Raw genomic sequence first — 25,249 nt, forward strand, 5'->3', positions numbered from 1 at the left:
GGCGCGCACCGGCCCCCACCCGAGTGCACGATCCGTCCCGGAAGGAACCACCAGCATGCTCGCCGTCTCCGGCAACCCCGTCCTGATCGTCGTCGACATCCAGGGCGGAGCAGCCTCGACGCTGCCCACGCCGGGCATCCCCGTGATGGGCGGCCGCGCCGAACGCGCCCCGCGCGTGCGCGACCTCATCGAGCACTGCCGTGCATCGGGCGTCCCGGTCGTCTTCATCCAAGAGGTCCACAAGCCGGACCTCGTCGACATCGGCCGTGAACTCGACGGTGCCGAGGGCCCGCACTGCATCGAGGGCGAGGAGCAGACCGAGCTCGCCTCGTGGATCGACCCTCGGCCCGAGGAGTTCGTCATCCGCAAGCGGCGCTACTCGGCGTTCTTCGGCACCGAGCTCGAGATCGTGCTCAAGGCGTACAAGGCCGGCACCGTCCTGCTCGTCGGCGGCCTCACCGACGTCTGCATCCACTACACGGCGGCCGACGCCCACCAGCACGACTACGCCGTCCGGGTCCTGACCGACTGCGTCGCCGGGTCCAGCGAACGCGCGCACGACGCGGCGCTCGAGGCGATCGGGTACCTGCAGCGGGATGCCCTGGTGACCGCGGCGGACGTGCGCACCTGGCTCGACGAGCGGGAGCCCGCCGGTGTCTGAGCCGATCGGCACGTCCGCGCGGATCGTCGTCGGGCACATCCGGACGATGGACCCGGCGCAGCCGACGGCCGATGCCCTGCTCGTCGTCGGGGACCGGATCGCCGCGGTCGGGGCGCTCGACGACGTCCGGGCCGCGGCGCCAGGGGACACGGTCGAGGAGCACGTCACCGGCACCGTGCTGCCGGGGTTCACCGACGCGCACGCGCATGCGCAACGCGCCGGTCTGAAGGCGCTGCAGCTCGTCGGCGCCGACGCGGACGCCCGGACCTTCTCCGCCGCGATGCTCGCCGACGGCGACGCGGACCCGGACGCCCCGGACTGGATCGGTGACGCACCGCCGACGCTCGAGGACCGGCTCGCCGCGATCCGCCGCATCCAGCCCCTGCTGCACGCGATGGGCTTCACCGGCGTCGTCGACCCGGCCGTCACGCTGCCCGAGCTCGAGGGGTACCGCGAGGCGCACCGGCAGGGGCTCCTGACCATGCGTGTGGTCGCGATGCCCTACCCCGAGCTCGGCAGTGCAGCGGTCCCCGACGTCGACGCGGCCCTGGCGGTGCTCGACTCGGTCGACGGCGTGACCGGTGACGGCGACGACCGGCTCCGGCTCGGCCCGATCAAGGTCTACTACGACGGCGAGGGCATGAAGGGGCAGGCGCTGCTCGACCGCCCCTGGACCGGGGACGACCACGGCGTGCAACGGATCTCGGCGTCGGACTTCGCGCGGCTGGCGTCGTCGTGCGTGGCCCGGGGGTGGGGACTCGGGGTCCACGCGGTGGGGAGTCGTGCGGTCGCCGAGGTGCTCGACGGGCTCGAGGCGGCGGAACGGGACACGGGACGACCGGTCGCCGGGCTCCGCTGCCAGCTCATCCACGCGTACCTCGAACCGAGCGCCGCGAGCGCGGACCGTGCGGCACGCCTCGGGGTCGTCGCGTCGCTGCAGCCCTCGATCGCCTGGAAGAACGCCGCCGGACTGCAGCGCCGGCTCGGCAGCCGCGTCGACGAGGTCAACCCGATGCGGACCTGGGTCGACGCCGGTGCCACGGTCGCCATGGGTTCGGACGCGCCGTACTTCCCCTTCGACCCGCGAGAAGTGGTCCCCGTCGCCGCGGCCCGTCGGATGCGCGACCTCGACGAGCCGATCGGCCCGTCGCAGGCGCTCTCGGTGCTCGAGGCGGTCGAGGCCTACACGCGCGGTGCGGCGCACGCGTCCTTCGCCGAGGATCGCCGTGGTGTGCTGCGCGTCGGGGCCCTGGCGGACTGGGTGCTGCTCGACGTGGACCCGGCCACGTGCACGGTCGACGAGTTCGCCGCTGCTCGTGTCCTGCGCACCGAGGTCGGCGGCGCGACGGTCTTCCGGAGCGACCTTCGTGCAACCCAGATGTAATCCACTCGAAACACAGTTGGATGCGGATTGTCCTAGATTGGATCCAAGTTGGACCCGCTCCTGGGACTGACTCCCTGGCATCACCCCGAATCCCACAGGAGGACAGCACCATGGTGAGGAAGCGCATCCTCGTCGGCGTCGCGTTGGCGACCGCCGTCGGACTCTCCCTGAGCGCGTGCACCGCGTCCGGCTCCGCCGGCGGTGGCAGCAGCTCGTCGACCACCGACACGATCAACGCCGAGCTCTGGTATGCCCCGGCGACCTTCGACCCCGCGAAGGCGTCGGCCAGCTCCGACGTCGAGGTCGCACGACTCGGCTTCGACACCCTGCTCCGGCAGGGCGAGGGCGACGACGGCGGCTACATCGGCGGACTCGCGACGAAGTGGGACGCCGAGTCGGCGTCGAAGTACGAGTTCACGATCCGCGACGGTGCCACGTGCTCCGACGGCACCGAGATCACGCCGACCGTCGTGGAGAAGTCCTTCGAGTACCTGGTCGGCCTCGACGACTCGGGTGCGCAGACCTGGAAGAACCAGGCCTTCGGTTCCGGCGACCCGAAGTTCACCGCGGACGACTCCGCCGGCACCCTGACGATCTCGCTCAGCGAGCCGTACTCGCAGCTGCTCGGTGGCCTGACCCGCCCCGGTACCGGCATCATCTGCCCGGCCGGTCTCGCCGACACGAAGGGCCTCGCGGCCGGTACCGTCGACGGTGCGTGGTCCGGCCCCTACACGCTCGCGAAGTCCTCGGCCGGCAAGAGCGTCTCCTACGCGCTGCGGTCCGACTACGACGCCTGGCCGGCGTGGAAGACCGTCACCGGTGAGCCGGCGAAGACCATCAACCTGACCGTGCAGGGCGACTCGAACACGAGCGCCAACCTGCTGCAGTCCGGCGGTGTCGACGTCGCACGCTTCTACGACTCGAACGCCGAGCGCTTCAGCGGCGACGACTACTCCACCGTGAAGTTCGCCAGCTCGGCCTACAACCTCGTGTTCAACGAGGCCGAGGGCTCCGGCTCGGTGTTCGCCGACGACCAGCCGCTCCGCGCCGCGGTTGCTCAGGCGATCGACACGAAGGGGTTCAACAACGCCGGTCTCGATGGACTCGGGGTCGAGCAGAACACGGTGAACGCAGCGAGCTACCGCTGCGCGGTGGACGACTCGTCCCTGGTGCAGTCCTACGACGCGAAGGCCGCGGCGAAGGAGCTCAAGGGCAAGACGATCCGCCTGCTCATCATGTCGAACTGGGACCCCGCCGCCGACTTCCTGGCGGAGTCGCTGCGGAACGCCGGTGCGACCGTGAAGGTCTCGGCGCCGGACCCCGCCGACTGGACGAAGCAGATGCGCACCGAGCCCAAGACGTGGGACGTCGCCGTGGCGGCGGAGGACGCTCAGACCGGCCTGATCAACACCTCGATCGCGCGCTACGTCGGTCCGACGTACGCCGAGGGCGGCACGAACGTGTCCTCGAGCGACAACCCCGAGGGACTCGCGGCCTACCAGGCGGCGATGGCCACATCGGACGCCGACCAGCAGTGCGAGGACTTCGCCACGGCGCAGAAGTCGATCCTCGAGCGCGTCGACATGACACCGCTCATCACGGACACGCACCGGTACGTCGCTCGCAAGGGCTTCGAGACCCACGTGTTCTCCGGCTACTGGGACGTCTCCGCGATGCGGATCGTGTCCTGATCGCCTGACCGAACAAGCACCAAGCACCAAGCACCAAGCACCAAGCACCACCCCAGCCCGGACCGGAGCACCAGGAGGACCCGCGATGAGCACCACCACCGTCGACCATCCCCCCGTGCCCGGTCCGGGCACCCCCGGGTCACCGGGCACCCCGGGCTCCCCGACCGCCGCAGCGCCCCGGGCCGCGAGCCTCGGCGGTGCCTGGCGCCGCTTCCTGCTCCGCCGCGCCGTCGGCCTCGTCATCAACCTGGCCCTGCTCGTCCTCGTGACGTTCCTGATCGTCCAGCTCATCCCCGGCGACCCGGCCACCGCCATCGCCGGTGACACCGCGACGCTCGCCCAGGTCGAGCTCGTCCGGCACCAGCTCGGTCTCGACCAGCCGATCCCCGTCCAGCTCTGGCACTACGTCGCCGGCGTCGTGCAGGGGGACTTCGGGGACTCGTACAAGTACCGCGCGCCGGCGATGGACATCGTCATGACGGCGGTCCCGTACACGCTCACCATCACGATCGCCGCGGTCCTGCTGCTGCTCGTCCTCGGACTCGCACTCGGCATGACCGTCGGGGTCCTCACCCGCGGCGACCGGCACCGCTGGCTCGACGTCTCGTTCTCGGCGGTCACCGGCCTGATCTCCTCGATCCCGACGTACGTGCTCGCCACCGGGTTCGTCGTCGTCTTCGCGGTCCTGCTGCACGTGTTGCCGCCCGCGTACTCGCCGGCGTACGACTTCGGCGCGGCCGCGGTGCTGCCGATCGCCTCGCTCACCGTCGGCGGCACGTGCTCGGTGGCCCGCATCGTCCGCCGCGAGACCGCCGTGATCCTCGAGCAGGACTACATGCGCACCGCCCGCGGGTGGCGGCTGCCGGCGCTGTCGATCTACGCGAAGCACATGCTGCCGAACCTGCTCACCACCGCACTGACGCTGTCCGGGATCATCCTGACGGCCCTGCTCGGGTCGGCGCTCATCACCGAGGCGGTCTTCGCGTGGCCGGGCCTCGGCGGCGTCATCGTGCAGGCGATCGCGGTGGACAAGGACTACCCGGTGATCCGCGCCGCGGTCTTCGTGATCGGGCTCATCTCGCGCGTGATCACGCTCGTCATCGACATCATCCTGGGTCTCATCGACCCGCGCACCCTCGGGGAGAAGCGTGGCTGACACCATCACCGCCGTCCGGGCCGCCACCACCGACCCGGCATCGCGTCCCCGGACCTTCGCCTGGAACGGCGGGCTGGTCGTCGGCCTCGGGATGTTCGGGCTCATCCTGGTCGTGGCGGTCGTCGCCCCGTTCGTCTTCGGCGCGCAGGCCACCGGCATCGGCGGTACGGCCGGACTCGGCTCGACCGCCGCCCACCCGCTCGGCACCGACACGCTCGGGCGCGACATGCTCGCGCGCACCCTGGTCGCGACCCGGGCGACGGTCCTGATGGCGCTCGCGGCCACCGCGCTCTCCGCGGTGGTCGGCATCGCGCTCGGCATCGGTGTCTGGTTGGCACCGCGACGGGTGCGCGAGCTCGGCCTGCGGGCGATCGAGTTCGCGGTCAGCTACCCGACGATGCTCGTCGCCATCATCGTCGCCGCGATCCTCGGTCAGGGCATGGTGCAGGTCGTCGTCGCCATCGCGGTCGCGAACATCGCCGGCTTCGCCCGCCTGACCGCGAACCTGGCGGCGAAGATCTCCACCAGCGAGTACGTCACCACCGCTCGGCTGATGGGTGTCCCGGCGCACCGGGTCGCGATGCGGCACGTCCTGCCGAACATGGCCGAGCCGACGCTGATCCTGATCGCCGGCGCCTTCTCCGGCGCGCTGGTCGAGATCTCCGGCCTGTCCTTCATCGGACTCGGCGCCCAGACGCCCGCGTTCGACTGGGGCACGCTGCTCAACGACGGCCTGGACCGCATCGTCGTGAACCCGGTCGTCATCGTCGGCCCCGCGGTCGCGCTCACCTTCGCGTCGCTCGCCGCCCTGCTCGTCGGCGACGGGCTCGCCGCGGCTGCGAACCCCCGGTCGAACACCACGCGGGCCCGGACCACCAGGGCGACCGGAGCGTCGTCGCTCGCGGTCGAGGACGACGCCGTGCTCGTCGCCGACGGCATCTCGGTGCAGCACGCAGCCAGCGGACGCGCCCTGGTCAAGGACGTCTCGTTCACGATCCGGCGGGGCGAGGTGCTCGGGATCGTCGGTGAGTCCGGCTCGGGCAAGTCCCTGACGGCCTCGCTGGTCGCGAAGCTGCTGGGTGAGGGGCTCGACGGCTCCGCACGCCGGCTCGAACTCGGCGGCGTCGACCTGCTCGGCCGCGTGCCGGACCGGGTGCTGGCGTCCCGCATCGGGCTCGTCTACCAGGACCCGGGCACGGCGCTGAACCCGGCCATGGTGCTCGGCATCCAGCTGTCCGATGTGCTCCGGATGCGGCTGCGACACAGCCGGCGTGACGCGATCCGCCTGCTGACGCAGGGCTTCCGTGCCGTGATGCTGACCGATCCCGAGGGCCGACTGCGCCAGTACCCGCACCAGCTCTCCGGCGGCATGAAGCAGCGCGCGATGATCGCGTCGGCGATGAGCACGAAGCCCGACCTGCTCATCGCGGACGAGCCGACCACCGCCCTCGACGTCACCGTCCAGCGCGAGGTCCTGACCGTGCTGAAGCGGATGAACGAGGACTCCGGCACCGCCGTGCTGTTCATCTCCCACGACCTCGGGGTCGTCCGGGCACTCTGCGACCGGGTCCTGGTCATGCGGAACGGCGAGATCGTCGAGCGCATCGACGACGTCGCGGGGCTCTCGCCGGACACCGTCGACCACCCGTACACGAAGCAGCTCCTGGCGGCGACACCGGTCGTGACGGTGCCGGAGTCCACCGTGCCCTCGGAGTCCACGCGCACCGAACAGGCGGAGGCACACGCATGACCGACACCACGACGACGCGCGAACGCCGCGCAACCGACACCGACCCGGCCCCCATGATCGACGTCCGCGCCCTCGACGTCGCGTTCGGCTCGACGACCGTCCTGCACGGCGTCGACCTCCGGCTCGAACGGGGTCGGACGGTCGGTGTCGTCGGGGAGTCCGGCTCGGGGAAGTCCACGCTCGCGAAGGTGCTGGTCGGCACCGTGAAGCCCGCGTCGGGAAGTGCCACCGTGGACGGGGTCGACCTGGCGGCGGCCGACCGAGCGACCCTGCGCGGCTACCGGCGCCGGATCCAGATGATCCCCCAGGACCCGTACTCGTCCCTCTCACCACGGCGTACCGTCGCGCAGACCCTGGCCGAGGCGATCGACCCGGTCCGCCCCCGCGTCGCCACCCACGAGGACCGCATCGGCGGCTGGCTCGAACGCGTCGGGCTGTCGCGGGACATGATGCACCGCTACCCGCACGAGTTCTCCGGCGGGCAACGACAGCGCATCGCCATCGCCCGCGGCCTGGTCATCGACCCGCACCTGGTGATCGCCGACGAGATCACCTCGGCGCTGGACGTCTCGGTGCAGGCGCAGATCCTCGAGCTGCTCGCGGACATCAAGGAGTCCCTCGGCCTCACGATGATGTTCATCTCGCACAACCTGGCGGTCGTGCAGCGGGTCAGCGACGAGGTCGTCGTGCTCTACCAGGGCGAGGTCGTCGAGGCCGGTCCGGTCGAGCAGATCTACGCCGACCCCCAGCACTGGTACACGCGTCGCCTCCTCGACGCGGACCCCGGCTCCGCACGCTTCAGCCTGGCCGGCTGACCGACCCAGGAAGGCCCGCAGTGGCGGCACGACTCCCGACGACCCCGCACGCCGACGGCGTGCTCCGACTGGTCGGCGCGACCCTGGTGGACGGCACGGGTGCTCCGCCGCGCGCCGACGCCGAGGTCGAGCTGCGTGACGGCGACGTCACCTACGTCGGTCCGCGGCGCGCCCCGGCCGCGGAGGTCCCGACGATCGACCTGTCCGGCCGCTGGCTGCTGCCCGGCTTCGTCGACGCGCACGTGCACCTCAGCATGGTGCCGACGACGCCCGAGGAGCAGCGCGCACGGTTCCCGGAAGAGGACGTGCTCGAGGTCGCGCAGGTGCTCCGCACGACCCTGCACGCCGGCGTCACGACGGCGCGGGACCTGGACGGGCTGACACCGGGCTACCGCAACGCGATCGCCCGCGGCACCGTCGTCGGTCCGCGGCTGCACCTCGCGATCGCCATGCTCTCGCCGACGGGTGGGCACGCCGACCCGGTCCGGCCGAACGGCTCCCTGCCGGCCTGGGCCGTGCGGCCCGGCATGCCGGCACCCGGCGTCGTCGACACCGACGAGGACGTCGTCCGGATGGTCCGCTCGCTGCTCCGCACCGGTGCCGACGCGATCAAGGTCTCGACCTCGGGCGGGGTCGGTTCGCCGACCGACGACCCGGACGACGTCGGCATCACCGAGGAGCAGGTCCGGCTCGTCGTCCGCCTGGTCGGCGAACGCGGCGGCCGCCCTGTCACGGCGCACGCCCTCACCGACGCGGCGGCCAGGGCAGCGGTGCTCGGCGGAGCATCCAGCATCGAGCACGGCTACGACCTGCACGACGAGACCATCGCGCTGATGGTCGAGCGCGGGACGGTGCTGGTGCCCACGCTGAGCACGCTCCTGCGCGAACTCGACCCCGCGACCGCGTCGGCCGAACGCCTCGAACAGCGCGCCGTGCTGCACGCGCGCGGTCTCGACAGCGTGCGCCGCGCGGTTTCCGCCGGGGTCCCCGTCGCGCTCGGCACCGACGCGGGCGTGCACCCGCACGGCCGGAACCTCGCAGAGCTCGCCCGCTTCGTGCAGGTCGGCCTGTCGCCGCTCGACGCGATCACGGCCGGCACCCTGCAGGGTGCCCGACTGCTCGGACTGGAGGCCCGGCTCGGCTCCGTCGAGCGCGGCAAGACCGGCGACCTGGTCGTCTCGAGCGTCGATCCCCTCGCCGACGTCGGCGCGCTCGCCGACGCTGCCAGCGTGCGCGCGGTCCTGCAGTCCGGTCGTGTGGTCAAGGACCTGGACGGACTGGTGACCACAGCCTCCTGACCGTGGTCACCACCCGCTCAACGCAGCGCGGCGGCGGCGCGCTCGATGACCGCGACGACCCGGTCCGGGGCGGCGTGCGCGACGGCGTGGCTCGTGTCGACCTCGTCGACCGTCGCTCCCATGCGAGCGACGAAGTCGCGCTGGATCTCGGGCAGCAGGTGCGCGTCACGCGTCGCGAGCACGTACCAGGTCGGACGGGTACGCCAGGCGGGCTCACCGGTGGGCTGCTGGAACGCGGCATCGGCTGTCGGTCGGCGCTCCTCGGTGCGGGATGCCAGCAACACGTCCTCGGGCACGTCCCAGGCGAGGGCCCGTCGCGCCTCGTCGTCGTCGCGCGTGATCCACTCGCCGTCCGGGCCGCGGTCGGAGTACTGCGAGACCAGGGCCGGCTCGCGGGCACTGACGATCCCGGTCACCGACTCACCCTCGTCCGGCGCGAACGCCGCGACGTAGACGAGCCCGACGACGCGTTCGTGCGTCCCGGCGTTCGTGATGACGGCGCCGCCGTACGAGTGTCCGACGAGCAGGACCGGGCCGTCGATGCCGTCGACGAGCGCGCGGACCGAGGCCTCGTCGTCACGGAGCGAGGTCATCGGGTTGTCGGCGAGCGTGACCCCGAACCCCCGGCCGCGCAGGAGCGGGGCGACCGAGGACCACGTGGACGGCGACCCGCCGGCGCCGTGGACCAGGACCACGTGCACGGCCGCAGTGTCCGCGCCGACCGCGCTCACGCGCCGACCGCCGCGGTCAGGGGGAGCAGGACGGTGGGCGCGGGGGCGGCTTCACGGCCCGCGAACGGCACCGGTTGGCACACCATGAGGTAGTCGCCTGGCTCGACCTCGGACAGGTCCGCGTTCTCGAGGATCACGATGCCTGCGCCGCAGAGCGCGACGTGCGTCGGCCACGCCTCGGTGCGGGCGGGGGCCTCCATCGTCATGTAGTCGATGCCGGCGAAGCGCACCCCGCGGTCGACGAGCCACTGCGCGCCGCTCGGGCCGAGCCCGACCCACGTCTCCGACCGCTCGTTCCGGGTCAGCGCGTCGGTCGAGTTCCGGGTGCGGAACAGCACGCGCTCGGCACCGGCCGCACCCGCCGCCTCGAGGTCGCCGGCGGTGATCTCCTCGACGACGTGCCGGAGGTCCAGGACGCGGGCGGGGCCGACCACGCTCTCGAGCGCGATCTCGTCCACCGTCGTCGCACCGGGGACGAAGTGCGACGGAGCGTCGACGTGCGTGCCCGTGTGCGCTCCGATCAGCCAGCGGGAGACGTCCGACGGGAAGCCGTTCGCGATCTCCTCGACCATCTCGAAGGTGGGGCGCCTGCCCCAGTGCAGCATCTCGGGGGAGATGGGGATGTTGATGTCGATCGCGTCGGTCACGGGTCCTCCGGGAACTCCTGCAGAATGGATTCGTATTGGGCTAGATTGTATCCAACTTGACGAGAGGTGCAACGGATGCCCGACTCCGCCCCGCTGTTCGACCTCGGTGGACCCCCGACCCGGATCGTGCCCCTCGTGCTCGGGTGGGAGCCGATCCCGGAGTCCGTGTCGCTCCGCGGCGGGGACCCGGCGCGGTTCCTGCTCGAACCCGTCACGGCCGCTGCGGTCTGCTTCGCGGACGGCTGGGCGCTGATCGACGGCGGCTTCAACCTCGACGTCGTCCGCGATCCGACGCTGCGGAAGCAGTACTACGACTACGAGAGCTACACCGCCGTCGTCCCACCGGGCGACGCGCTCGCCGAGGGCATCGCCGCGGCCGGGCTCGACTGGGCCGACCTCGGGTTCTCGGCGCTCTCGCACGTCCACCTCGACCACACCGGCGGGCTCCGGCTCGCCCCGGCCGGCACGCCGGTGGTGCTGCAGCGGCGGGAGTGGGACTGGCTGCAGGCCGGCGCGGGTCGACGGGAGACGGTGATCCCGTCCGACGTCCTCGGTGCCGACGTCGACGTGCGGCTCGTCGACGGCGACACGGTGCTCGCCGCCGGGTTCTCGGCGCTCGACACCGCCGGGCACACGCCGGGGCACCAGTCGTTCCGCGTCGACCTGCCCGGGCGATCGGTCGTGCTCGCCTGCGACGCGGCCGACCTGGAGCGCAACGTCGTCGAGCGGATCCCCTGCGGCTGGACCGGCGGCCCGGGCGGCGAGCGGCTCGCCGAACGGGCGGTCGAGCGACTGGCCGACCTCGCGGCCATGGACGGGGTCGAGGTCTGGCCCGGGCACGACCCGAGCTGGCACGCGTGGGCGCCCGTGCCCGTGCCTGCGCCGGCGCCCGAGCCCGAGCCCGCGCCCGCGCTGGCGCCTGCGCCCGCAGCGGCGCCGGCGCCGTGACGGTCCCGGGCTGCCTCCCGCTCAGTGCGTGTGGCGGTGGTGCGCGTCCGGGTAGTGCTCGTGCGTGTGCGTCAGCCGCTCGTGGTGGTGCTCGTGCTTGTGCCAGGTACCGGCCGGCACGGGTTCGTCGGGCTCGTGCTGGTGGTGCTCGTCGTGGGTGTGCCAGTGGTCATGGGTCATCGGCTCGTGCGTGTGCTCGTGCTCGTGCCGCTCGGTCAGGTGCAGCCAGACCCCGACGGCCATGAGTGCCCCGGCGACGAGGAACGGCCAGGTGATCCGGTCGCCGAACGCGAACGCCAGGACGGCACCGAAGAACGGGGCGATCGAGTAGTACGCGCCGGCCCGTGCGGTCCCGACGTGGCGCATCGCGACGATGAACAGCGCGAGGCTGACCCCGTACGCGAAGAACCCGACCACGAGTGCTCCGCTGATCGCCGGCCAGGCCGGGAGCGTCGCACCGAGCGCGAACGCCAGCACGAGGTTGACCGGTCCGGCGACGACCCCCTTCACCGCGGCGAGCCAGGTCGCGTCGGTGAGGGACACCTTCCGGGTGAGGTTGTTGTCGAGTCCCCAGCACAGGCAGGCACCGAGGATCGCCAGGGACGGCCACGGCGAGCCGAAGTTCGCCCCCGACGGGGCGCTGAGGACCACGGCCCCGGCCACGATCGCGAGCATGCCGAGCGCGATGCGTCGGTCGAAGTTCTCCCGGAACACGAACCAGGCCAGTGCCGCGGTGAACACCCCCTCTGCGTTGAGGAGCAAGGACGCGCCCGAGGCGGGCATGTTCGCCAACCCGAGCAGCAGCAGGACGGGGCCGGCGACGCCACCGGCAGCGATCGCGCCGGCGAGCGGCAGGACGTCACCGCGTGCCAGACGCACCCGCGGTGCACGGCGCACGAGACGCACGATCGTCAGCCCGATCCCGGAGCCGCAGTAGAGCAGACCGGCGAGCATCCACGGGCTGACGTCGCCGAGGAGGAGTTTCGCCAGCGGGGTCCCTGCGCCGAACAGGACGGCCGACAGCAGCGCTGCCTGCACGCCCCGGTTCGCCAGTGCCGCGGTCATGCGCTCGCGGCGTCGGAGCGGTGGTGGTGCGGTGCGGTGCCGACGGCGTGCTCGGCCTGCTTCACGGCGTCGACCACGAGCTCCGACGCGTGCTCGTCGGTGAGCCGGTAGAACACGGTCGTGCCCTCGCGCCGGGTGGACACCATCCGCGCGAGCCGCAGCTTCGCGAGGTGCTGGGAGACCGCGGCCGGGCTCTTGTCGACGACGTCGGCGAGGTGGTTCACGGACATCTCGTCGGCGTTCCGGAGGGCCAGGACGATCCGGACGCGGGTGGCGTCGGCGAGCATCGCGAAGACCTCGACGGCCAGTTCGACGTACTCGGACTCGGGGTTCAACCCACACATCTGCTTGTCTGCGTGCACATGCAGATACTGCACGGCTCTTGGGCCGACCGCAAGTGGCGGTGCACGTGGCGCGCCGTTCTCACCGCGATCGGTCATCGTCCGATCGACGAGAAACCTGGGTGTTCGGTAACGGCCCTCCCGGGGTGGTGCGTACGCTCGTCCCCGATCAGACACCCCCGAGGACATCACCGTCGATGCGCTGTCCGCCGCACATCGAAGGACCGAGATGCCCCTGCCAGCCCGCACCCCGCGGACCCGCACCCCCGAGGACCGCAGCGCCTACACCGTCGGCGTCGAGACGACCGCGATCCCGGTCCTCCCGCCCGACGCGAAGGCCCGCAAACGGTTCGTCCGCGTGGTCGCGGCGGTGGCAGCGGTCGGCGGGGCGCTCTTCGGCTACGACACGGGGGTCATCTCCGGCGCACTGCTCTACGTCTCCTCGGACTTCGACCTCAGCGTGTTCGAGGAGGGCATGGTCACCAGTGTCCTGCTCATCGGTGCGGCGGTCGGCGCGCTCGCCGGAGGGCGCGTCGCGGACCGGGTCGGCCGGCGACTCGCGCTGGTGCTGGCCGGCGTCGTCTTCATCGTCGCCACCGTCGGGTGCGCGTTCGCCCCGGACTACGCCGTCCTGCTCGTCAGCCGGGTCGTGCTCGGGCTCGCGGTCGGGGTGTCGTCGATCATCGTGCCCCTCTACATCGCGGAGATGGCGCCGTCGGACATCCGCGGGCGCCTGGTCTCCCTCAACTCGTTGATGATCGTCACGGGGCAGCTCCTCGCCTACCTCGTCAACGCGTGGCTGGCGCAGTACGGCGCCTGGCGGTGGATGCTCGGACTGGCCGCGATCCCGGCGGTCGTCCTCGTGGTCGGGATGCTCCTGCTGCCGGACACGCCGACCTGGTACCGGATGCGTGATCGGGCAGGCGATGCGTTGCAGGTGCTGCGTCGGACCTACCCGGAGCGCGAGGCGCACCGGCAGCTCCGGACGATCCGCGAGGCCCAGGAGTCCCAGTCCGCCGAGAGCCAGGGCTGGAGCGGCTTCCGGGAGCCCTGGGTCCGGCGCTCCGTCCTGATCGCCGTCGGCGTCGCCGTGCTGCAGCAGGCCACCGGGGTGAACACGGTGATCTACTTCGCGCCGACGCTCCTCGTCGACACCGGCCTGCCGTCGTCGACCGCGGTGGTCGCGACGATCGCGATCGGCGTCATCAGCGTCCTGGCCACGATCGTCGGCCTGCGACTCGTCGACCGGGTCCCGCGCAAGAAGCTGCTCATCGGCGGTTCCCTCGGCGGCGTCATCTCGCTCGTGGCCCTCGGGTGCACGTTCCCGCTCACCGAGCTCGGCCCCGGCTACAGCTACCTGACGCTCGGCGTGATGGTGCTCTTCCTCGCGTTCCAGCAGTCCGCGGTCGCGACGACGACCTGGCTGATCATCTCGGAGCTCGTGCCCTCGGCGGTCCGTGGCATCGGGATGGGCGTCGCCGGCGTGTTCCTCTGGCTGGCGAACTGGGCGGTGTCGCTGGCGTTCCTGCCGGTGGTGCACGCGATCGGCGGCGCATGGACCTTCGTCGCCTTCGCCGTGATCGGGGTCGCGGGGGTCGTCTTCGTCCGCCAGGCGGTGCCGGAGACCGGCGGCAAGTCGCTCACCGACATCGAGCACGAGATGCAGGACGCGACGGCGTGACGGCCTGACGGCCGACGCGGTGGACGACCAGGACGACGAACGGGAGGCCCGTGGCGGTGTCGCCACGGGCCTCCCGTCCGTCCGTTGCCCGTTCTCGGGCCGCGTGCGGTCCGTCCGCCTACGCGCCGGGGACGACCTCCGCTGCGCGGATCTCCTCGATGCGCTCGGACTGCCCTCCGACCTGCTCGAGTTCGTGCGCGAGCTCCTCGAGCTCGGCGCCGCCGGCCATCATGCCGGTGAGCTCTGGCAGGGTGATGCCGCTCTTCTCGAAGTACCCGATGCTCTTGCCGCGGCGGAGCAGCAGGAAGCGGTCGCCCACCGGGTAGGCGTGGTGCGGGTTGTGCGTGATGAAGATGACGCCGAGACCGCGGTCGCGGGCCCGGAGGATGTACTTCAGCACGACACCGGACTGCTTCACGCCGAGGGCGGCGGTCGGCTCGTCCAGGATGAGCGCCTTGGCGCCGAAGTATACGGCGCGGGCGATCGCGACGCACTGCTTCTCACCGCCGGACAGGGTGCCGATGGGCTGGTCGACGTCGCGCAGGTCGATGCCCATGTCGAGCAGCTCCTGCTTGGTGATGCGCTTCATCGCCGGGACGTCGAGCATGCCGAGCCGGTTCCGCAGCTCCGAGCCGAGGAAGAAGTTCCGCCAGATCGGCATCAGCGGCACGACCGCGAGGTCCTGGTAGACCGCCGCGATGCCGGCGTCGAGGGCGTCTCGCGGCGACGAGAGCTTCCGGTCCTCGCCCATGATCGAGAAGGTGCCGGCATCGTGCTGGTGGAGCCCGGCGATGATCTTGATCAGGGTCGACTTGCCGGCGCCGTTGTCGCCGAGGACGCACGTCACGCGGCCGGCGTCCACGTCCATCGTGATGTCGGACAGGGCGATGACGTTGCCGTAGTGCTTGCCGACGTCGCGGAGGGCGATGAGGTGCGGTGCGCCGGCGACGGTCTCGGAGGTCTCCGACACCGGGACGTCGACGACCTGCGTGGTGGGGTTCGCGGTTTCGGGCATCACTTCTGCTCCGCTCGTTTCTTGACGATGAGGTTGATGATGGTGGCGAGCAGCAGCATCAGCCCGAGGAAGAACTTGAACCAGTCCGGGTTCCACTGCGCGTAGACGATGCCCTTGTTCGCCATCCCGAAGATCAGGGCACCGATGGCACCGCCGACCGCGGATCCGTATCCACCGGTGAGCAGGCAGCCGCCGATGACCGCGGCGATGATGTAGAGGAACTCGTTCCCCACGCCCTCGCCGGACTGCACGACGTTGAAGGCGAACAGGTTGTGCATGCCGCCGATCCAGGCGCAGAAGCCGACGCCCATGAACAGGCCGATCTTCGTCTTCGTGACCGGGACACCGACGGCGCGGGCGGCGTTCTCGTCCCCGCCGACGGCGAAGATCCAGTTGCCGACCCGGGTGCGGAGGAGCACCCAGGACGCGATGATCACGAGCGCGATCCAGATGAAGACGGTGATCTTCACCGTGATGCCGAAGACCGGGACGTCGGCGGCGAACATCTGCTCCGCCAGCGCGAAGCCGTCGAGCTGCGAGACGTCCAGGGTTGACACCGAGCCGGACACCAGGCGGGTGACCGCGAGGTTCAGGCCGGTGAGCATCAGGAACGTCGCCAGGGTGACGATGAACGAGGGGAGCTTCGTCCGGACGAGGATCCACCCGTTGACGAAGCCGACGCCGAGCGAGAAGACGAGCGCGAGGAACACGCCCACCCAGACGTTCGTGGAGAAGTACCAGGCGAACAGGCTCGCGGTCAGTGACGAGGAGATGACCCCGACGCCGGCGGAGAGGTCGAACTCCCCGCCGATCATGAGCAGCGAGACGCCGACCGCCATGATCCCGATGGTCGACGAGCCGTAGAGGACCGTCGAGATCGAGTCGGGCTGCACGAACACCGGGGCGATGACGGCGAAGAACACGAACATCGCGATCGCGCCGACCACCGCACCCACCTCGGGGCGGCCGAGGAGCTTCCGGACGGGGCTGCGGGCGGCGAGCCGCTCGTCACCCGCGGGGACGAGCCCTGCGGCGGTCACCGCAGACCGTCCTCGGCGTACTGCAGGACCTTGCCGATGTTCGACGAGTCGACGATGGCCGGTCCGGTCAGGGTCGGCTTGCCGCCACCGAGGACGAAGCCGCCCTGCTTGTAGAGGACGATCGAGTCGATCGACTCGTAGCCCTGCATGAACGGCTGCTGGTCCACGGTGAACAGGACGTCGCCGGACTTGATGCTCTTGGCGAGCGAGGCGTTGAGGTCGAACGAGGCGACCTTGATGTCGCTGCCGGCGGCCTTGACCGCCTTGAGGATCACCGCGGTGTACGGGGCACCGAGCCCCACGACGACGTCCGCGCTGCTGTCCGCCTGGAGCTTCGCGGTCACCGTCGACTGCACGGCGCTGTTGTCCGTGCCGTTGACGTAGAGCGTCTCGGTGTCGGGCAGGACCTTCTTGATGCCGCCGCACCGTGCTTCGAGTGCGACGTTGCCCTGCTCCTGGATGACGCAGATCGGCTTCGACAGGCCCTGCTTCTTCAGCTCGTTGCCGACCGCTTCGCCGGCGACCGACTCGTCCTGCCCGAAGTGCGCCAGGATGCCGAGCGCCGAGTACGCGTCGCTGCCGGAGTTGAAGGACACCACGGGGATGCCGGCCTTCTCGGCTGCCTGCACCGAGCTCTTCAGCGCGTCGGGCTTGGCGAGCGACACCGCGATGCCGTCCACCTTCTGGTCGGTGTACTGCTGCACGAGCTGTGCCTGCTTGGATCCGTCGGGGTCGGAGGCGTAGAGGAGCTTGACGCCGTCCTTCTTCGCGGCGTCCTCTGCACCCTTCCGGACGATGTCCCAGAACGTGTCGCCGGGGGCGGCGTGGGTGACGAGGGCGATGGTGAGGCCGGAGTCCTTGCTGGTCCCGCCGGACGAGTCGTCGTCGCTCGATGCGACACGACCCCCCTGCGAGGAACAACCGGCGAGGACGAGGGCACTGGCCGCGAGCGCGGCGGTGATGCCCATGACTGCAGAGATGCGCTTCACGGAAGACTCCTTTGTCCAGTGGTTCCGCTGTGGTGCACGGGTTCGACGGTTCCGCCGAGGTGCTGTCTGAGAGTCAGCGACCTTGCCAATTCTCACCTGGCGGGTTGTCTGTCCGGCGTACGGTATAACGAATCACCCTGGTCCACAAGAGTGGAACCTCGTGATCGACGCCTGTTACCCTGTGAACAGTCCGTCCGTGGTGTGAGAACTGCGGGAGCCGATGACGAAGGAGTCAGCATGTCTGGACAGGGTCAACCGCGCGGAGCGCTCGAACTGCCACCCCTCACGACGGGACCGCACCGGAAACGGATCGGTCTCATCTCGGTCGTCGCCTGCCTCGGCGGGCTGCTGTTCGGGTACGACACCGGCGTCAGCAACGGCGCCGAGATCTCGATCCAGTCGCAGCTCGGGCTCGACGACATCGGCCTCGGTGTCGTGATCTCGTCGCTCGTCTTCGCCGCGGCCGTCGGCGGCCTGATCGGCGGTCCGGTGTCGGACCGCATCGGCCGGCGCTCCACCATCCTCGCGATGGCGGTCTTCTTCTTCTGCGGCACGCTGCTCGCGGTCTTCTCGCCGAACTTCGAGGTGCTGCTGGCCGGACGCATCGCCGTCGGCCTGGCGGTGGGAGCCGCGTCCATCGTCGTCCCCGTGTACCTGGCCGAGCTCGCACCGCTCGAGATCCGCGGCATGATCACCGGGCGCAACGAGCTCGCGATCGTGAGCGGGCAGCTCGCGGCGTTCGTCATCAACGCGATCATCGGCATCGTCCTCGGCGACGAGGGCGGCGTGTGGCGCGTCATGTTCTTCATCTGTGCGATCCCGGCCGCCGCGCTGTTCATCGGCATGCTCCGGATGCCGGAGTCCCCGCGCTGGCTCGTCGAGCACGGTCACGACGAGCGGGCGCTCGCGATCCTCAAGACCGTCCGCAACGAGGGCCGTGCCGAGGTCGAGCTCGAGGAGATCCGTCGGGTGACGGCCGAGGAGCCCAGCGAGACCCGTCGGAACGGGCTGAAGGCCCTGTTGTCCAGCCGCTGGCTCATCCGCATCGTCCTGATCGGGTGCGGCGTCGCCATCGCCCAGCAGGTCACCGGGATCAACTCGATCATGTACTACGGCCAGCGCATCCTGATCGAGTCCGGGTTCGGGGCGAACGCCGCACTGATCGCGAACATCGCCCCGGGCATCCTCGCGGTCGTCGGCGGGCTCATCGCCCTCCGGAACATGGACCGCGTGGACCGCCGGAAGACGTTCATCCTCGGGCTCTCCCTGACGACGACCTGCCACATCCTGATCGGCGTCTCGTCCCTGGTGATCCCGGACGGCAACCCGATCCGCCCCTACGTGCTCCTGTTCCTGATCTGCGCCTTCGTGCTGTCGATGCAGTCCTGCCTCAACATCGCGGTCTGGGTGTGGCTGGCCGAGATCTTCCCGCTGAACATGCGCGGCCTCGGGACCGGCATCGCGGCGTTCGCCGGCTGGCTGATGAACGGTGTCCTGGCGCTCTACGTGCCGTCCCTCATCGAGGGCGTCGGCATCACCGGCACGTTCTTCCTCTTCGCCGTCATCGGTGCCATCGCGTTGGCGTTCATCGTGACGCAGGTACCGGAGACCCGAGGCTGGTCGCTCGAGAAGCTCGAAGAGGAGGTCACGACCGGCGCGATCTACATCGACACCATCAAGGGCAAGGCGAAGCGGGCCGGTCGCGACGAGCGGTGACCGTGCTGCAAGATGTGGAGCATGGCTGACGACGGGTCCACCACGGCGGCGCGGCGCGCGACCATGCGGGACGTCGCCGACCGTGCGGCGGTGTCGAAGTCGCTCGTCTCGCTCGCGTTCAGCTCACCCGGTTCGGTCAGCCCCGAGCGCCTCGCCCGGATCCTCGACGCCGCCGACGCGCTGGGGTTCCGGCCGAACCGGGTGGCGCGCTCGCTCAACGGCGCCCGGGACGACTTCGTCGGGATCCTGGTCGCCGACTCGCGGAACCCCGTGCTCGCCGAGGTCGTCGACGCGGCGCGGGTGTCCCTGGCGTCGGGCGGTCGCCTCGGGCTGATGACCAGTGCGGTGCTGCCGAACGGTTCGTCACGCCCGCGCCTCGACCTCGACGCGGTCGCGATGCTCGGCGACCTGCAGCCGTCCGGGCTCATCGTCGTCGGGTCGGTGCCGACCATGGACCGGGTCGTGCAGGTGATGGGCGCCGCCCGCATCGTGATCGCCAGCGCCCGGCCCGGTCGGCTCGCCGGTGCTGCGACGGTCCGCGGGGACGACGAGGTCGGGATCCGGCTCGTCGTCGACCACCTGGTCGACATCGGGCACCGGCGCATCGGGCACGTGGGCGGAGCCGGGGGCCGCGTCGCCACCGGGCGGGCGGAGGCCTTCCGTGCCGCGGTCCACGAACACGGGCTGGACGGGGGCCCGGACGGGGGGTTGGTCGCCGAGAGCGACTTCTCCGAGGCCGCCGGCTACCGAGCGGCCCTCGAGCTGCTCGACCGGGACGAACCGCCGACGGCGATCACGGCCGTGAACGACCTGGCCGCGATCGGCGTGACGGCTGCCGTCCGGCAGCGTGGACTCACCGGCTCGGTCGCGGTCACCGGGTACGACAACACGTACCTGGCGGCGCTCGGGGCAGTGGACCTGACGTCCGTCGACCCGGACAACGCGGCGATCGGGCGACGTGCCGCGGAACTCCTGCTGTCGGAGGAGAACCCCGGCGAGGTGCTCATCGCGCCGACGCTCCGGATCCGGTCGTCGTCCGTGCCGCGCGGCTGAGGGCCGCGGCCGGCTCGCAGGTCGCGCCGAGGTTGACATCGGCGAAACCGCGGTCGTACATTGAACCGGTCCAGATTTTGGACCGGTTCAAAATCCTCGCCAGGAAGCAAAGGAGCACCCGTGGCAGAGAACAGCGCACCCCGCTCGGTCGGAGTCGGCCTCATCAGTGTCGGCTGGATGGGGCGCCTCCACTCGCGCTCCTACGCCCTCCTCCCGCTCGTCTACCCCGAGCTCGGGATCCGTCCCAGGCTCGTCGTCGCCGCCGACGTCGCACCCGCCGGTCGCGACTACGCGAAGGACGTCCTCGGCTACGAGAAGGTCGTCTCGGACTACCGCGAGGTCCTGGCCGACCCCGAGGTCGACGTCGTCTCGATCTGCGCCCCGAACTCGCTGCACGCCGAGATCGGCATCGCCGCGGCCGAGGCCGGCAAGCCGTTCTGGATCGAGAAGCCCGTCGGCCGCGGGGCCGCCGAGACCGAAGCCGTCGCCGCAGCCGCCGACGCCGCCGGTGTCGCCACCACGATCGGCTTCAACTACCGGCACGTCCCGGCCGTGCAGCACGCACGCCAGCTCGTCCTCGACGGCGCCCTCGGCCGGATCACGAACGTCCGCGGCCGGTTCTTCGGCGGCTTCTCCTCGAACCCGGAGGACCCGCTGACGTGGCGCTTCGTCCGGGCGACCTCGGGCAGCGGGGTCCTCGGTGACCTGATGGGGCACCTCGTCGACCTCATGCACTACGTCCTCGGCCCGATCGGCTCGATCTCGGCCGCGACCGGCACCTACCTGACCGAGCGCCCCGGGCTGCCCGGCACGCCCGGCGCCGGCAAGCTGCTCCCCGTCGAGAACGAGGACTACGCCACGATGCTCGTCCGGTTCGGCGACTCCGCCGTGGGCGCGGGCGCGATCGGCAACCTCGAGGCATCGCGCATCGCCGTCGGTCCGCGTTCTGAGTACGCGTTCGAGATCTTCGGCACCGAGGGGTCGGTCCGCTGGGACTTCGAGCGGCTCAACGAGCTCGAGGTGGCCCTCGCCCGCACCGGGCAGCACGTCGGGTACACCCGCGCGTTCGCCGACGGGTACTTCCCCGACTACTCCCGGTTCCAGCCGAGCTCCGGCACGAGCATGGGCTACGACGACCTCAAGGTGATCGAGGCGGCGAAGTTCCTCACCGCGGCCACCGGCGGCGAGGCCACCGGATCGAACATCCACGACGCCGTCGCCTCGGCCCGCGTGCTGAGCGCCGCCGAGGAATCGGCGGAGTCGGGTCTGTGGGTCGACCTGCCCGTCGAACCGGGCACCACCGCCAACACCACCGCCGTCGCCGCCGAGATCGAGGGGGTGCGCGCATGAGCCTCCGCATCGCGACCGCACCGATCTCCTGGGGCGTCAGCGAGGTCGACGGCTGGGGCCACCAGCTGCCGCCGGAGCGCGTCCTCGCCGAGATGACGTCCCTCGGCTTCGAGGCCACCGAGCTCGGCGCCCAGGGGTTCCTGCCCCCGGCGCCCGAGGACAAGGCGGCCCGGCTCGCCGAGTTCGGCATGACGGCGATCGGCAGCTTCGTGCCGGTCATCGCGCACCAGCCCGGCACCGACCCGCTGCCCCGGATCGAACAGGAACTCGCCGACTACGCGGCCTCCGGAGCGACCGTGCTCGTGGTCTGCGCGGACAGCGAGCAGACCGGCTACGACGCCCAGCGCGAGCCGCTCACCGACGAGCAGTGGGCGACGCTGTTCACCAACCTCGACCGGATCACCGAGGCTGCGGCCGCGGTCGGCGTCACGGCGACCCTGCACCCGCACGTCGGGACCGTCGTCGAGACGAAGGACGACGTCGACGCCGTGCTCGCCGGCTCGACGATCCCGTTCTGCTTCGACACCGGGCACCTGTTCCTCGGTGGCACGGACCCCGTCCGCTTCGCCGCCGAGCACAGCGACCGCATCGCGTACATGCACCTCAAGGACGTGTCCCTCGAGGGTGCGCAGCGCGTGGCGGACGGCGAGATCAGCTACTTCGACGCGATCAAGGCCGACCTGCTCTACCGGCCGGTCGGACAGGGCGACGTGGACATCCGCGCGATCCTGACGAGCATGGTCGAGGCCGGCTTCGACGGCTGGATCGTCCTCGAGCAGGACAAGGTCGTGCTCGACGAGCCCGCTCCCGGCACCGGCCCGATCGAGGACGCCCGTGCGAGCGTCGATTTCGTCCGTGCCCTCGTCGCCGAGCTCGAGGCCGCCGAGGTCACCCGGTGAGGGTCGGCGTCGCCGGCCTCGGCCGCATCGGGGCGATGCACGCTCGGAACCTCGCCAGGACCCCGGGCGTCGACGAGGTCGTCCTCGTCGGTCGCGACGCCGGCCGGACCGAGGCCGTGCGCACCCGGCTCGACGAGCAGCGCGGCGGCGAGACCGGCTGGGCGTCGGTGTCGACCACCGTCGATCCGCTCACGGACGTCCTGCCCTCGCTCGACGGCGTCCTCGTCGCGTCGGCGACGGACACCCACGCCGACCTGGCCCGCGTCGTCGCGGACTCGCACACCCCGCTCCTGATCGAGAAGCCCCTCGCGCTCGGCGTGGACGAGCTCACCGAGCTCTCCCGCGACCTCGACGCGACGGGGACCCCGATCATGGTCGCGTTCCACCGCCGCTACGACCCGGGGTACCAGCGGTTGCGGCAGCACGTCCTCGACGGTGACGTCGGCACGCTGCGACTCGTGCAGGCGACGGAGAACGACCACCACGCCCTGCCGGTGGACTACATCCCGCAGTCGCACGGCATGTGGCTCGACCTGCTCGTCCACGACTTCGACATCATCCCGTGGGTCGTCGGCGACCCCGTCGTCGAGATCTCGATGATCGGGTCCGTCCTGGACGAGCCCGTGTACGGCGACCACCAGGACACCGACACGGCGATGGTGACCCTGCGGTTCGCGTCGGGTGCCGTCGGCAGCATCGGAGCGCTCCGCCGGAGCGGCGCCGGCCAGGACGTCCGGCTCGAGGTCACCGGCACGAACGGCGCGTTCGGCGCGGGCTACGGACCGCGCACGCCGATCACGTCGACCGAGCCCGCCGGCGTCGCCCCGGCGAACCCGTACGACACCTTCGGCGACCGGTTCGTCCCGGCGTTCGAAGAGGAGATCGCGCACTTCGTGCGGATGATCCGTGGCGAGTCGGAGAGTCTCACCCCGCCCGCGGCCGGGCTCGTCGCCACGGCGCTCGCCGAAGCGGCTGCTGAGTCGTTCCACACCGGTCGTCCCGTGCGACCACGCAGTACCGCGTCGACCACGCGGACCACCACCACCGCGTAGACCACGCGGACCACCACCACCTGGAGATTGCAATGACGCAACAGATCCGGATCGGCCTCTTCGGCACCGGGCGCATCGGACAGGTCCACGCCATGAGCGTGGCCGCCATCGAGGACGCGGAGCTCGCGTGGGTCTGCGACCCCTTCGTCGAGGGCGCCGAGCGAACGGCCGCCGAGTACGGCGGCAAGGTCAGCACCGACCCGGCCGAGGTCTTCGCCTCGGGGGAGGTCGACGCGGTCATCATCGCGGCACCGACCGCCACCCACGTCGACCTCATCGACGCCGCGATCGACGCGGGCGTCCCGGTGCTCTGCGAGAAGCCCATCGACCTCGACCTCGAGCGGGTCGACCGGCTCCGCGCGAAGGCCGCGGCGGCCACCGTCCCGATCGTGCTCGGCTTCAACCGGCGGTTCGACCGACACTTCGCCGAACTGCACCGCCGGGTGAGTGCGGGGGAGATCGGCACGCTGGAGCAGGTCCTCATCACGAGCCGCGACCCCGCTGAGCCACCGGCCGGGTACCTGGCGTCGTCCGGCGGGATCTTCCGCGACATGACGATCCATGACCTCGACATGGCGCGCTTCTTCGTGCCGGACATCGTCGAGGTGACCGCCCGCGGCGCGAACACGTTCAGTGCGACGGCCCGCGAGCTCGGCGACTTCGACTCCGCGGTCGTCACGCTCCGCGGTGCGGGCGACGAGCTCGTGGTCATCACGAACTCGCGGCACGCGGCGTACGGGTACGACCAGCGCTTCGAGGTGTTCGGGTCCGAGGGGCTCCTGCAGGTCGGCAACCAGACCGACACCCTCGTCCGGCACTGGGGTGCCGGTGCCGTCGAGGCACTGGAGCCGTACCAGAACTTCTTCCTGCAGCGGTACGCCGAGGCGTACCGGCTCGAGGTCGTCGAGTTCCTGATGGCGGTGCGGGGCGAACCCTCCCGCAGCCCCGGGTTCGAGGACGGCCGCGCCGCGCTCGTCCTCGCCGACGCCGCCGACCGATCGGCCCGCACGGGCGGATCGGTCACGGTCGACCTGTCGCGATGACCGGGATCAGCCACGACCTCGTCGCCACCTGCTGGACGACGTCGGGGACCGCGGTGCCGGACGGCCCGTCGGAGCGCAGCTCGTTCTCGGCACGGGACCGGGTCAGCGCCGCGGCGGACGCCGGGTTCACCGGGCTCGGGTTCGTCGTCGACGACCTCGAGGTCGTCCGGGACACGATCGGGTTCGACGCGCTCCGGGCCCACGCCGACCGCCTCGGCATCGGTCACCTCGAGGTCGAACTCGTCAAGGACTGGTGGCGCGACCCGTCGGACGCGCCGTGGCGTGCCCGATGGGACCTGCTCCGCGACGCCGCGCAGGCCTTCGACAGCCCGATGGTGAAGATCGCGCCGCCACCGGCGCCGACGGTCGCCTCGGTCGAGCCCTACGTCGGACCGTTCCGCCGGCTGGCCGACGAGGCCGCGGCGATCGGCACGCGACTCGCGCTCGAGCCACTGCCCTTCGCCGGGATCTCCTCGCTGCCGCAGGGGTCCGAACTGGTCAGGGCGGTGGACCATCCGCACGCCGGCCTGGTCGTCGACTCCTGGCACGTCTTCCGCGCCGGGACCTCGCTCGACGAGCTCCGCCGCACGCTGGACCCCGCGACGGTCGTCGGGGTCGAGGTGAACGACGCGGACGCCCTGCCCGAGGCCGGCCGCACCCTGTTCGAGGACACCCGGGACAACCGGCGCTACCCGGGCGAGGGTGCGCAGGACGTCGTCGGCTTCTTCCGCACGATGGCCGAGGTCGGCTGGTCCGGCCCGTGGGGCGTCGAGATGCTCTCGATCGAGCACCGCGCGAAGTCGCTGGCCGACGCCCTGGACGCCGCACGCGACACCACCCTGCGGTGCATCCGGCTCGCTGAAGCCGGTCTCCGATTCGCCTGAGCACTTTTCTCACAGCGGACGATTCGTCCGGCCAGCGAGA

The 25,249-nt window shown here is 71.2% G+C and carries 23 protein-coding genes; 16 read left to right on the plus strand and 7 right to left on the minus strand.

What is annotated here, in order from left to right; translation table 11 throughout:
* Positions 1-55 precede the first annotated feature (55 nt).
* From EDF19_RS09210 to EDF19_RS09240, 7 genes are all read left to right on the plus strand, one after another.
* The gene (locus EDF19_RS09210; RefSeq protein WP_123680560.1) at positions 56-661 is read left to right on the plus strand and encodes a cysteine hydrolase family protein; all 606 of its coding nucleotides are present in this window, start codon (positions 56-58) and stop codon (positions 659-661) included.
* On the plus strand, positions 654-2,045 hold the full coding sequence (locus EDF19_RS09215; protein WP_123680561.1) for an amidohydrolase: 1,392 nt from the start codon (positions 654-656) through the stop codon (positions 2,043-2,045). The genes EDF19_RS09210 and EDF19_RS09215 overlap by 8 nt, the downstream gene beginning before the upstream one ends.
* A 110-nt stretch (positions 2,046-2,155) precedes the next feature.
* The gene (locus tag EDF19_RS09220; RefSeq protein ID WP_185022758.1) at positions 2,156-3,736 is read left to right on the plus strand and encodes an ABC transporter substrate-binding protein; all 1,581 of its coding nucleotides are present in this window, start codon (positions 2,156-2,158) and stop codon (positions 3,734-3,736) included.
* Positions 3,737-3,821: 85 nt separating this feature from the next.
* Complete coding sequence (locus tag EDF19_RS09225) at positions 3,822-4,892, plus strand: ABC transporter permease (RefSeq protein WP_123680563.1); 1,071 nt, start codon at positions 3,822-3,824, stop codon at positions 4,890-4,892.
* Positions 4,885-6,642, plus strand: coding sequence for a dipeptide/oligopeptide/nickel ABC transporter permease/ATP-binding protein (locus EDF19_RS09230; RefSeq protein WP_260217046.1), 1,758 nt, complete (start codon positions 4,885-4,887; stop codon positions 6,640-6,642). The genes EDF19_RS09225 and EDF19_RS09230 overlap by 8 nt, the downstream gene beginning before the upstream one ends.
* Positions 6,639-7,457 carry an ABC transporter ATP-binding protein gene (locus tag EDF19_RS09235; RefSeq protein WP_123680564.1) on the plus strand — a complete coding sequence of 273 codons (819 nt, stop codon included), beginning with the start codon at positions 6,639-6,641 and terminating at the stop codon, positions 7,455-7,457. Before EDF19_RS09230 ends, EDF19_RS09235 begins: the two co-directional genes overlap by 4 nt.
* A gap of 20 nt (positions 7,458-7,477) precedes the next feature.
* Entirely contained in the window at positions 7,478-8,755 is a 1,278-nt protein-coding gene (locus tag EDF19_RS09240; RefSeq protein ID WP_123680565.1) for an amidohydrolase family protein, read from the plus strand.
* 17 nt (positions 8,756-8,772) lie between these two features.
* On the opposite strand, the gene EDF19_RS09245 is transcribed toward EDF19_RS09240, so the two are convergent.
* Together EDF19_RS09245 and EDF19_RS09250 are read right to left on the minus strand one after the other, a co-directional pair.
* Positions 8,773-9,456: an alpha/beta fold hydrolase gene (locus tag EDF19_RS09245; RefSeq protein ID WP_123680682.1), complete on the minus strand. Its 684-nt coding sequence runs from the start codon at positions 9,454-9,456 to the stop codon at positions 8,773-8,775.
* A 26-nt stretch (positions 9,457-9,482) separates the two neighbouring features.
* On the minus strand, positions 9,483-10,133 hold the full coding sequence (locus EDF19_RS09250) for a cyclase family protein (protein WP_221180639.1): 651 nt from the start codon (positions 10,131-10,133) through the stop codon (positions 9,483-9,485).
* 75 nt (positions 10,134-10,208) lie between these two features.
* Between EDF19_RS09250 and EDF19_RS09255 the strand changes: the two genes are divergently transcribed.
* Positions 10,209-11,081: an N-acyl homoserine lactonase family protein gene (locus EDF19_RS09255; RefSeq protein ID WP_123680566.1), complete on the plus strand. Its 873-nt coding sequence runs from the start codon at positions 10,209-10,211 to the stop codon at positions 11,079-11,081.
* 21 nt (positions 11,082-11,102) lie between these two features.
* On the opposite strand, the gene EDF19_RS09260 is transcribed toward EDF19_RS09255, so the two are convergent.
* The gene (locus tag EDF19_RS09260; RefSeq protein ID WP_123680567.1) at positions 11,103-12,146 is read right to left on the minus strand and encodes a DMT family transporter; all 1,044 of its coding nucleotides are present in this window, start codon (positions 12,144-12,146) and stop codon (positions 11,103-11,105) included.
* Positions 12,143-12,490 carry a metalloregulator ArsR/SmtB family transcription factor gene (locus EDF19_RS09265; protein ID WP_148071066.1) on the minus strand — a complete coding sequence of 116 codons (348 nt, stop codon included), beginning with the start codon at positions 12,488-12,490 and terminating at the stop codon, positions 12,143-12,145. Before EDF19_RS09265 ends, EDF19_RS09260 begins: the two co-directional genes overlap by 4 nt.
* Before the next feature lie 226 nt (positions 12,491-12,716).
* Here EDF19_RS09265 and EDF19_RS09270 point away from each other — a divergent pair, with 226 nt between their 5' ends.
* Positions 12,717-14,168 (plus strand): sugar porter family MFS transporter, encoded by a 1,452-nt coding sequence (locus tag EDF19_RS09270; RefSeq protein ID WP_123680568.1) that lies wholly within the window; start codon positions 12,717-12,719, stop codon positions 14,166-14,168.
* Between the two features lie 118 nt (positions 14,169-14,286).
* On the opposite strand, the gene EDF19_RS09275 is transcribed toward EDF19_RS09270, so the two are convergent.
* Genes EDF19_RS09275 through EDF19_RS09285 form a run of 3 tightly spaced genes read right to left on the minus strand, consistent with a single transcriptional unit; the run spans position 14,287 to position 17,212 of the window.
* Entirely contained in the window at positions 14,287-15,183 is an 897-nt protein-coding gene (locus EDF19_RS09275) for an ATP-binding cassette domain-containing protein (protein WP_123680569.1), read from the minus strand.
* The gene (locus EDF19_RS09280; protein ID WP_123680570.1) at positions 15,183-16,223 is read right to left on the minus strand and encodes an ABC transporter permease; all 1,041 of its coding nucleotides are present in this window, start codon (positions 16,221-16,223) and stop codon (positions 15,183-15,185) included. Before EDF19_RS09280 ends, EDF19_RS09275 begins: the two co-directional genes overlap by 1 nt.
* Positions 16,220-17,212 (minus strand): substrate-binding domain-containing protein, encoded by a 993-nt coding sequence (locus EDF19_RS09285; protein WP_311317102.1) that lies wholly within the window; start codon positions 17,210-17,212, stop codon positions 16,220-16,222. The genes EDF19_RS09280 and EDF19_RS09285 overlap by 4 nt, the downstream gene beginning before the upstream one ends.
* 237 nt (positions 17,213-17,449) lie before the next feature.
* On the opposite strand from EDF19_RS09285, the gene EDF19_RS09290 reads away from it, so the two are divergent.
* From EDF19_RS09290 to EDF19_RS09320, 7 genes are all read left to right on the plus strand, one after another.
* Positions 17,450-18,928, plus strand: coding sequence for a sugar porter family MFS transporter (locus EDF19_RS09290; protein WP_123680572.1), 1,479 nt, complete (start codon positions 17,450-17,452; stop codon positions 18,926-18,928).
* 21 nt (positions 18,929-18,949) lie between these two features.
* Positions 18,950-19,981 carry a LacI family DNA-binding transcriptional regulator gene (locus EDF19_RS09295; RefSeq protein ID WP_185022759.1) on the plus strand — a complete coding sequence of 344 codons (1,032 nt, stop codon included), beginning with the start codon at positions 18,950-18,952 and terminating at the stop codon, positions 19,979-19,981.
* A 120-nt stretch (positions 19,982-20,101) separates the two neighbouring features.
* Positions 20,102-21,331: a Gfo/Idh/MocA family protein gene (locus tag EDF19_RS09300; protein ID WP_260217047.1), complete on the plus strand. Its 1,230-nt coding sequence runs from the start codon at positions 20,102-20,104 to the stop codon at positions 21,329-21,331.
* On the plus strand, positions 21,328-22,230 hold the full coding sequence (locus EDF19_RS09305) for a sugar phosphate isomerase/epimerase (RefSeq protein ID WP_123680574.1): 903 nt from the start codon (positions 21,328-21,330) through the stop codon (positions 22,228-22,230). The genes EDF19_RS09300 and EDF19_RS09305 overlap by 4 nt, the downstream gene beginning before the upstream one ends.
* The gene (locus EDF19_RS09310; RefSeq protein ID WP_123680575.1) at positions 22,227-23,282 is read left to right on the plus strand and encodes a Gfo/Idh/MocA family oxidoreductase; all 1,056 of its coding nucleotides are present in this window, start codon (positions 22,227-22,229) and stop codon (positions 23,280-23,282) included. The genes EDF19_RS09305 and EDF19_RS09310 overlap by 4 nt, the downstream gene beginning before the upstream one ends.
* A gap of 32 nt (positions 23,283-23,314) precedes the next feature.
* Positions 23,315-24,325 carry an inositol 2-dehydrogenase gene (gene iolG, locus EDF19_RS09315; RefSeq protein ID WP_123680576.1) on the plus strand — a complete coding sequence of 337 codons (1,011 nt, stop codon included), beginning with the start codon at positions 23,315-23,317 and terminating at the stop codon, positions 24,323-24,325.
* A complete protein-coding gene (locus tag EDF19_RS09320) occupies positions 24,322-25,209 on the plus strand; it encodes a sugar phosphate isomerase/epimerase (protein ID WP_123680577.1) in 888 nt (295 codons plus the stop codon). Before iolG ends, EDF19_RS09320 begins: the two co-directional genes overlap by 4 nt.
* Positions 25,210-25,249 lie beyond the last annotated feature (40 nt).

Source organism: Curtobacterium sp. PhB115 (assembly GCF_003752025.1).
Classification (GTDB): Bacteria; Actinomycetota; Actinomycetes; order Actinomycetales; family Microbacteriaceae; genus Curtobacterium.

Excerpts from the sequence above, each read along its gene's own strand:
- EDF19_RS09210 (WP_123680560.1), top strand. The coding sequence starts at position 56 with ATGCTCGCCGTCTCCGGCAACCCCGTCCTGATCGTCGTCGACATCCAG.
- EDF19_RS09220 (WP_185022758.1), top strand. The coding sequence starts at position 2,156 with ATGGTGAGGAAGCGCATCCTCGTCGGCGTCGCGTTGGCGACCGCCGTC.
- EDF19_RS09225 (WP_123680563.1), top strand. The coding sequence starts at position 3,822 with ATGAGCACCACCACCGTCGACCATCCCCCCGTGCCCGGTCCGGGCACC.
- EDF19_RS09235 (WP_123680564.1), top strand. The coding sequence starts at position 6,639 with ATGACCGACACCACGACGACGCGCGAACGCCGCGCAACCGACACCGAC.
- EDF19_RS09255 (WP_123680566.1), top strand. The coding sequence starts at position 10,209 with ATGCCCGACTCCGCCCCGCTGTTCGACCTCGGTGGACCCCCGACCCGG.
- EDF19_RS09260 (WP_123680567.1), bottom strand. The coding sequence starts at position 12,146 with ATGACCGCGGCACTGGCGAACCGGGGCGTGCAGGCAGCGCTGCTGTCG.
- EDF19_RS09265 (WP_148071066.1), bottom strand. The coding sequence starts at position 12,490 with ATGTGTGGGTTGAACCCCGAGTCCGAGTACGTCGAACTGGCCGTCGAG.
- EDF19_RS09270 (WP_123680568.1), top strand. The coding sequence starts at position 12,717 with ATGCCCCTGCCAGCCCGCACCCCGCGGACCCGCACCCCCGAGGACCGC.
- EDF19_RS09275 (WP_123680569.1), bottom strand. The coding sequence starts at position 15,183 with ATGCCCGAAACCGCGAACCCCACCACGCAGGTCGTCGACGTCCCGGTG.
- EDF19_RS09290 (WP_123680572.1), top strand. The coding sequence starts at position 17,450 with ATGTCTGGACAGGGTCAACCGCGCGGAGCGCTCGAACTGCCACCCCTC.
- EDF19_RS09295 (WP_185022759.1), top strand. The coding sequence starts at position 18,950 with ATGGCTGACGACGGGTCCACCACGGCGGCGCGGCGCGCGACCATGCGG.
- EDF19_RS09305 (WP_123680574.1), top strand. The coding sequence starts at position 21,328 with ATGAGCCTCCGCATCGCGACCGCACCGATCTCCTGGGGCGTCAGCGAG.
- iolG (WP_123680576.1), top strand. The coding sequence starts at position 23,315 with ATGACGCAACAGATCCGGATCGGCCTCTTCGGCACCGGGCGCATCGGA.
- EDF19_RS09320 (WP_123680577.1), top strand. The coding sequence starts at position 24,322 with ATGACCGGGATCAGCCACGACCTCGTCGCCACCTGCTGGACGACGTCG.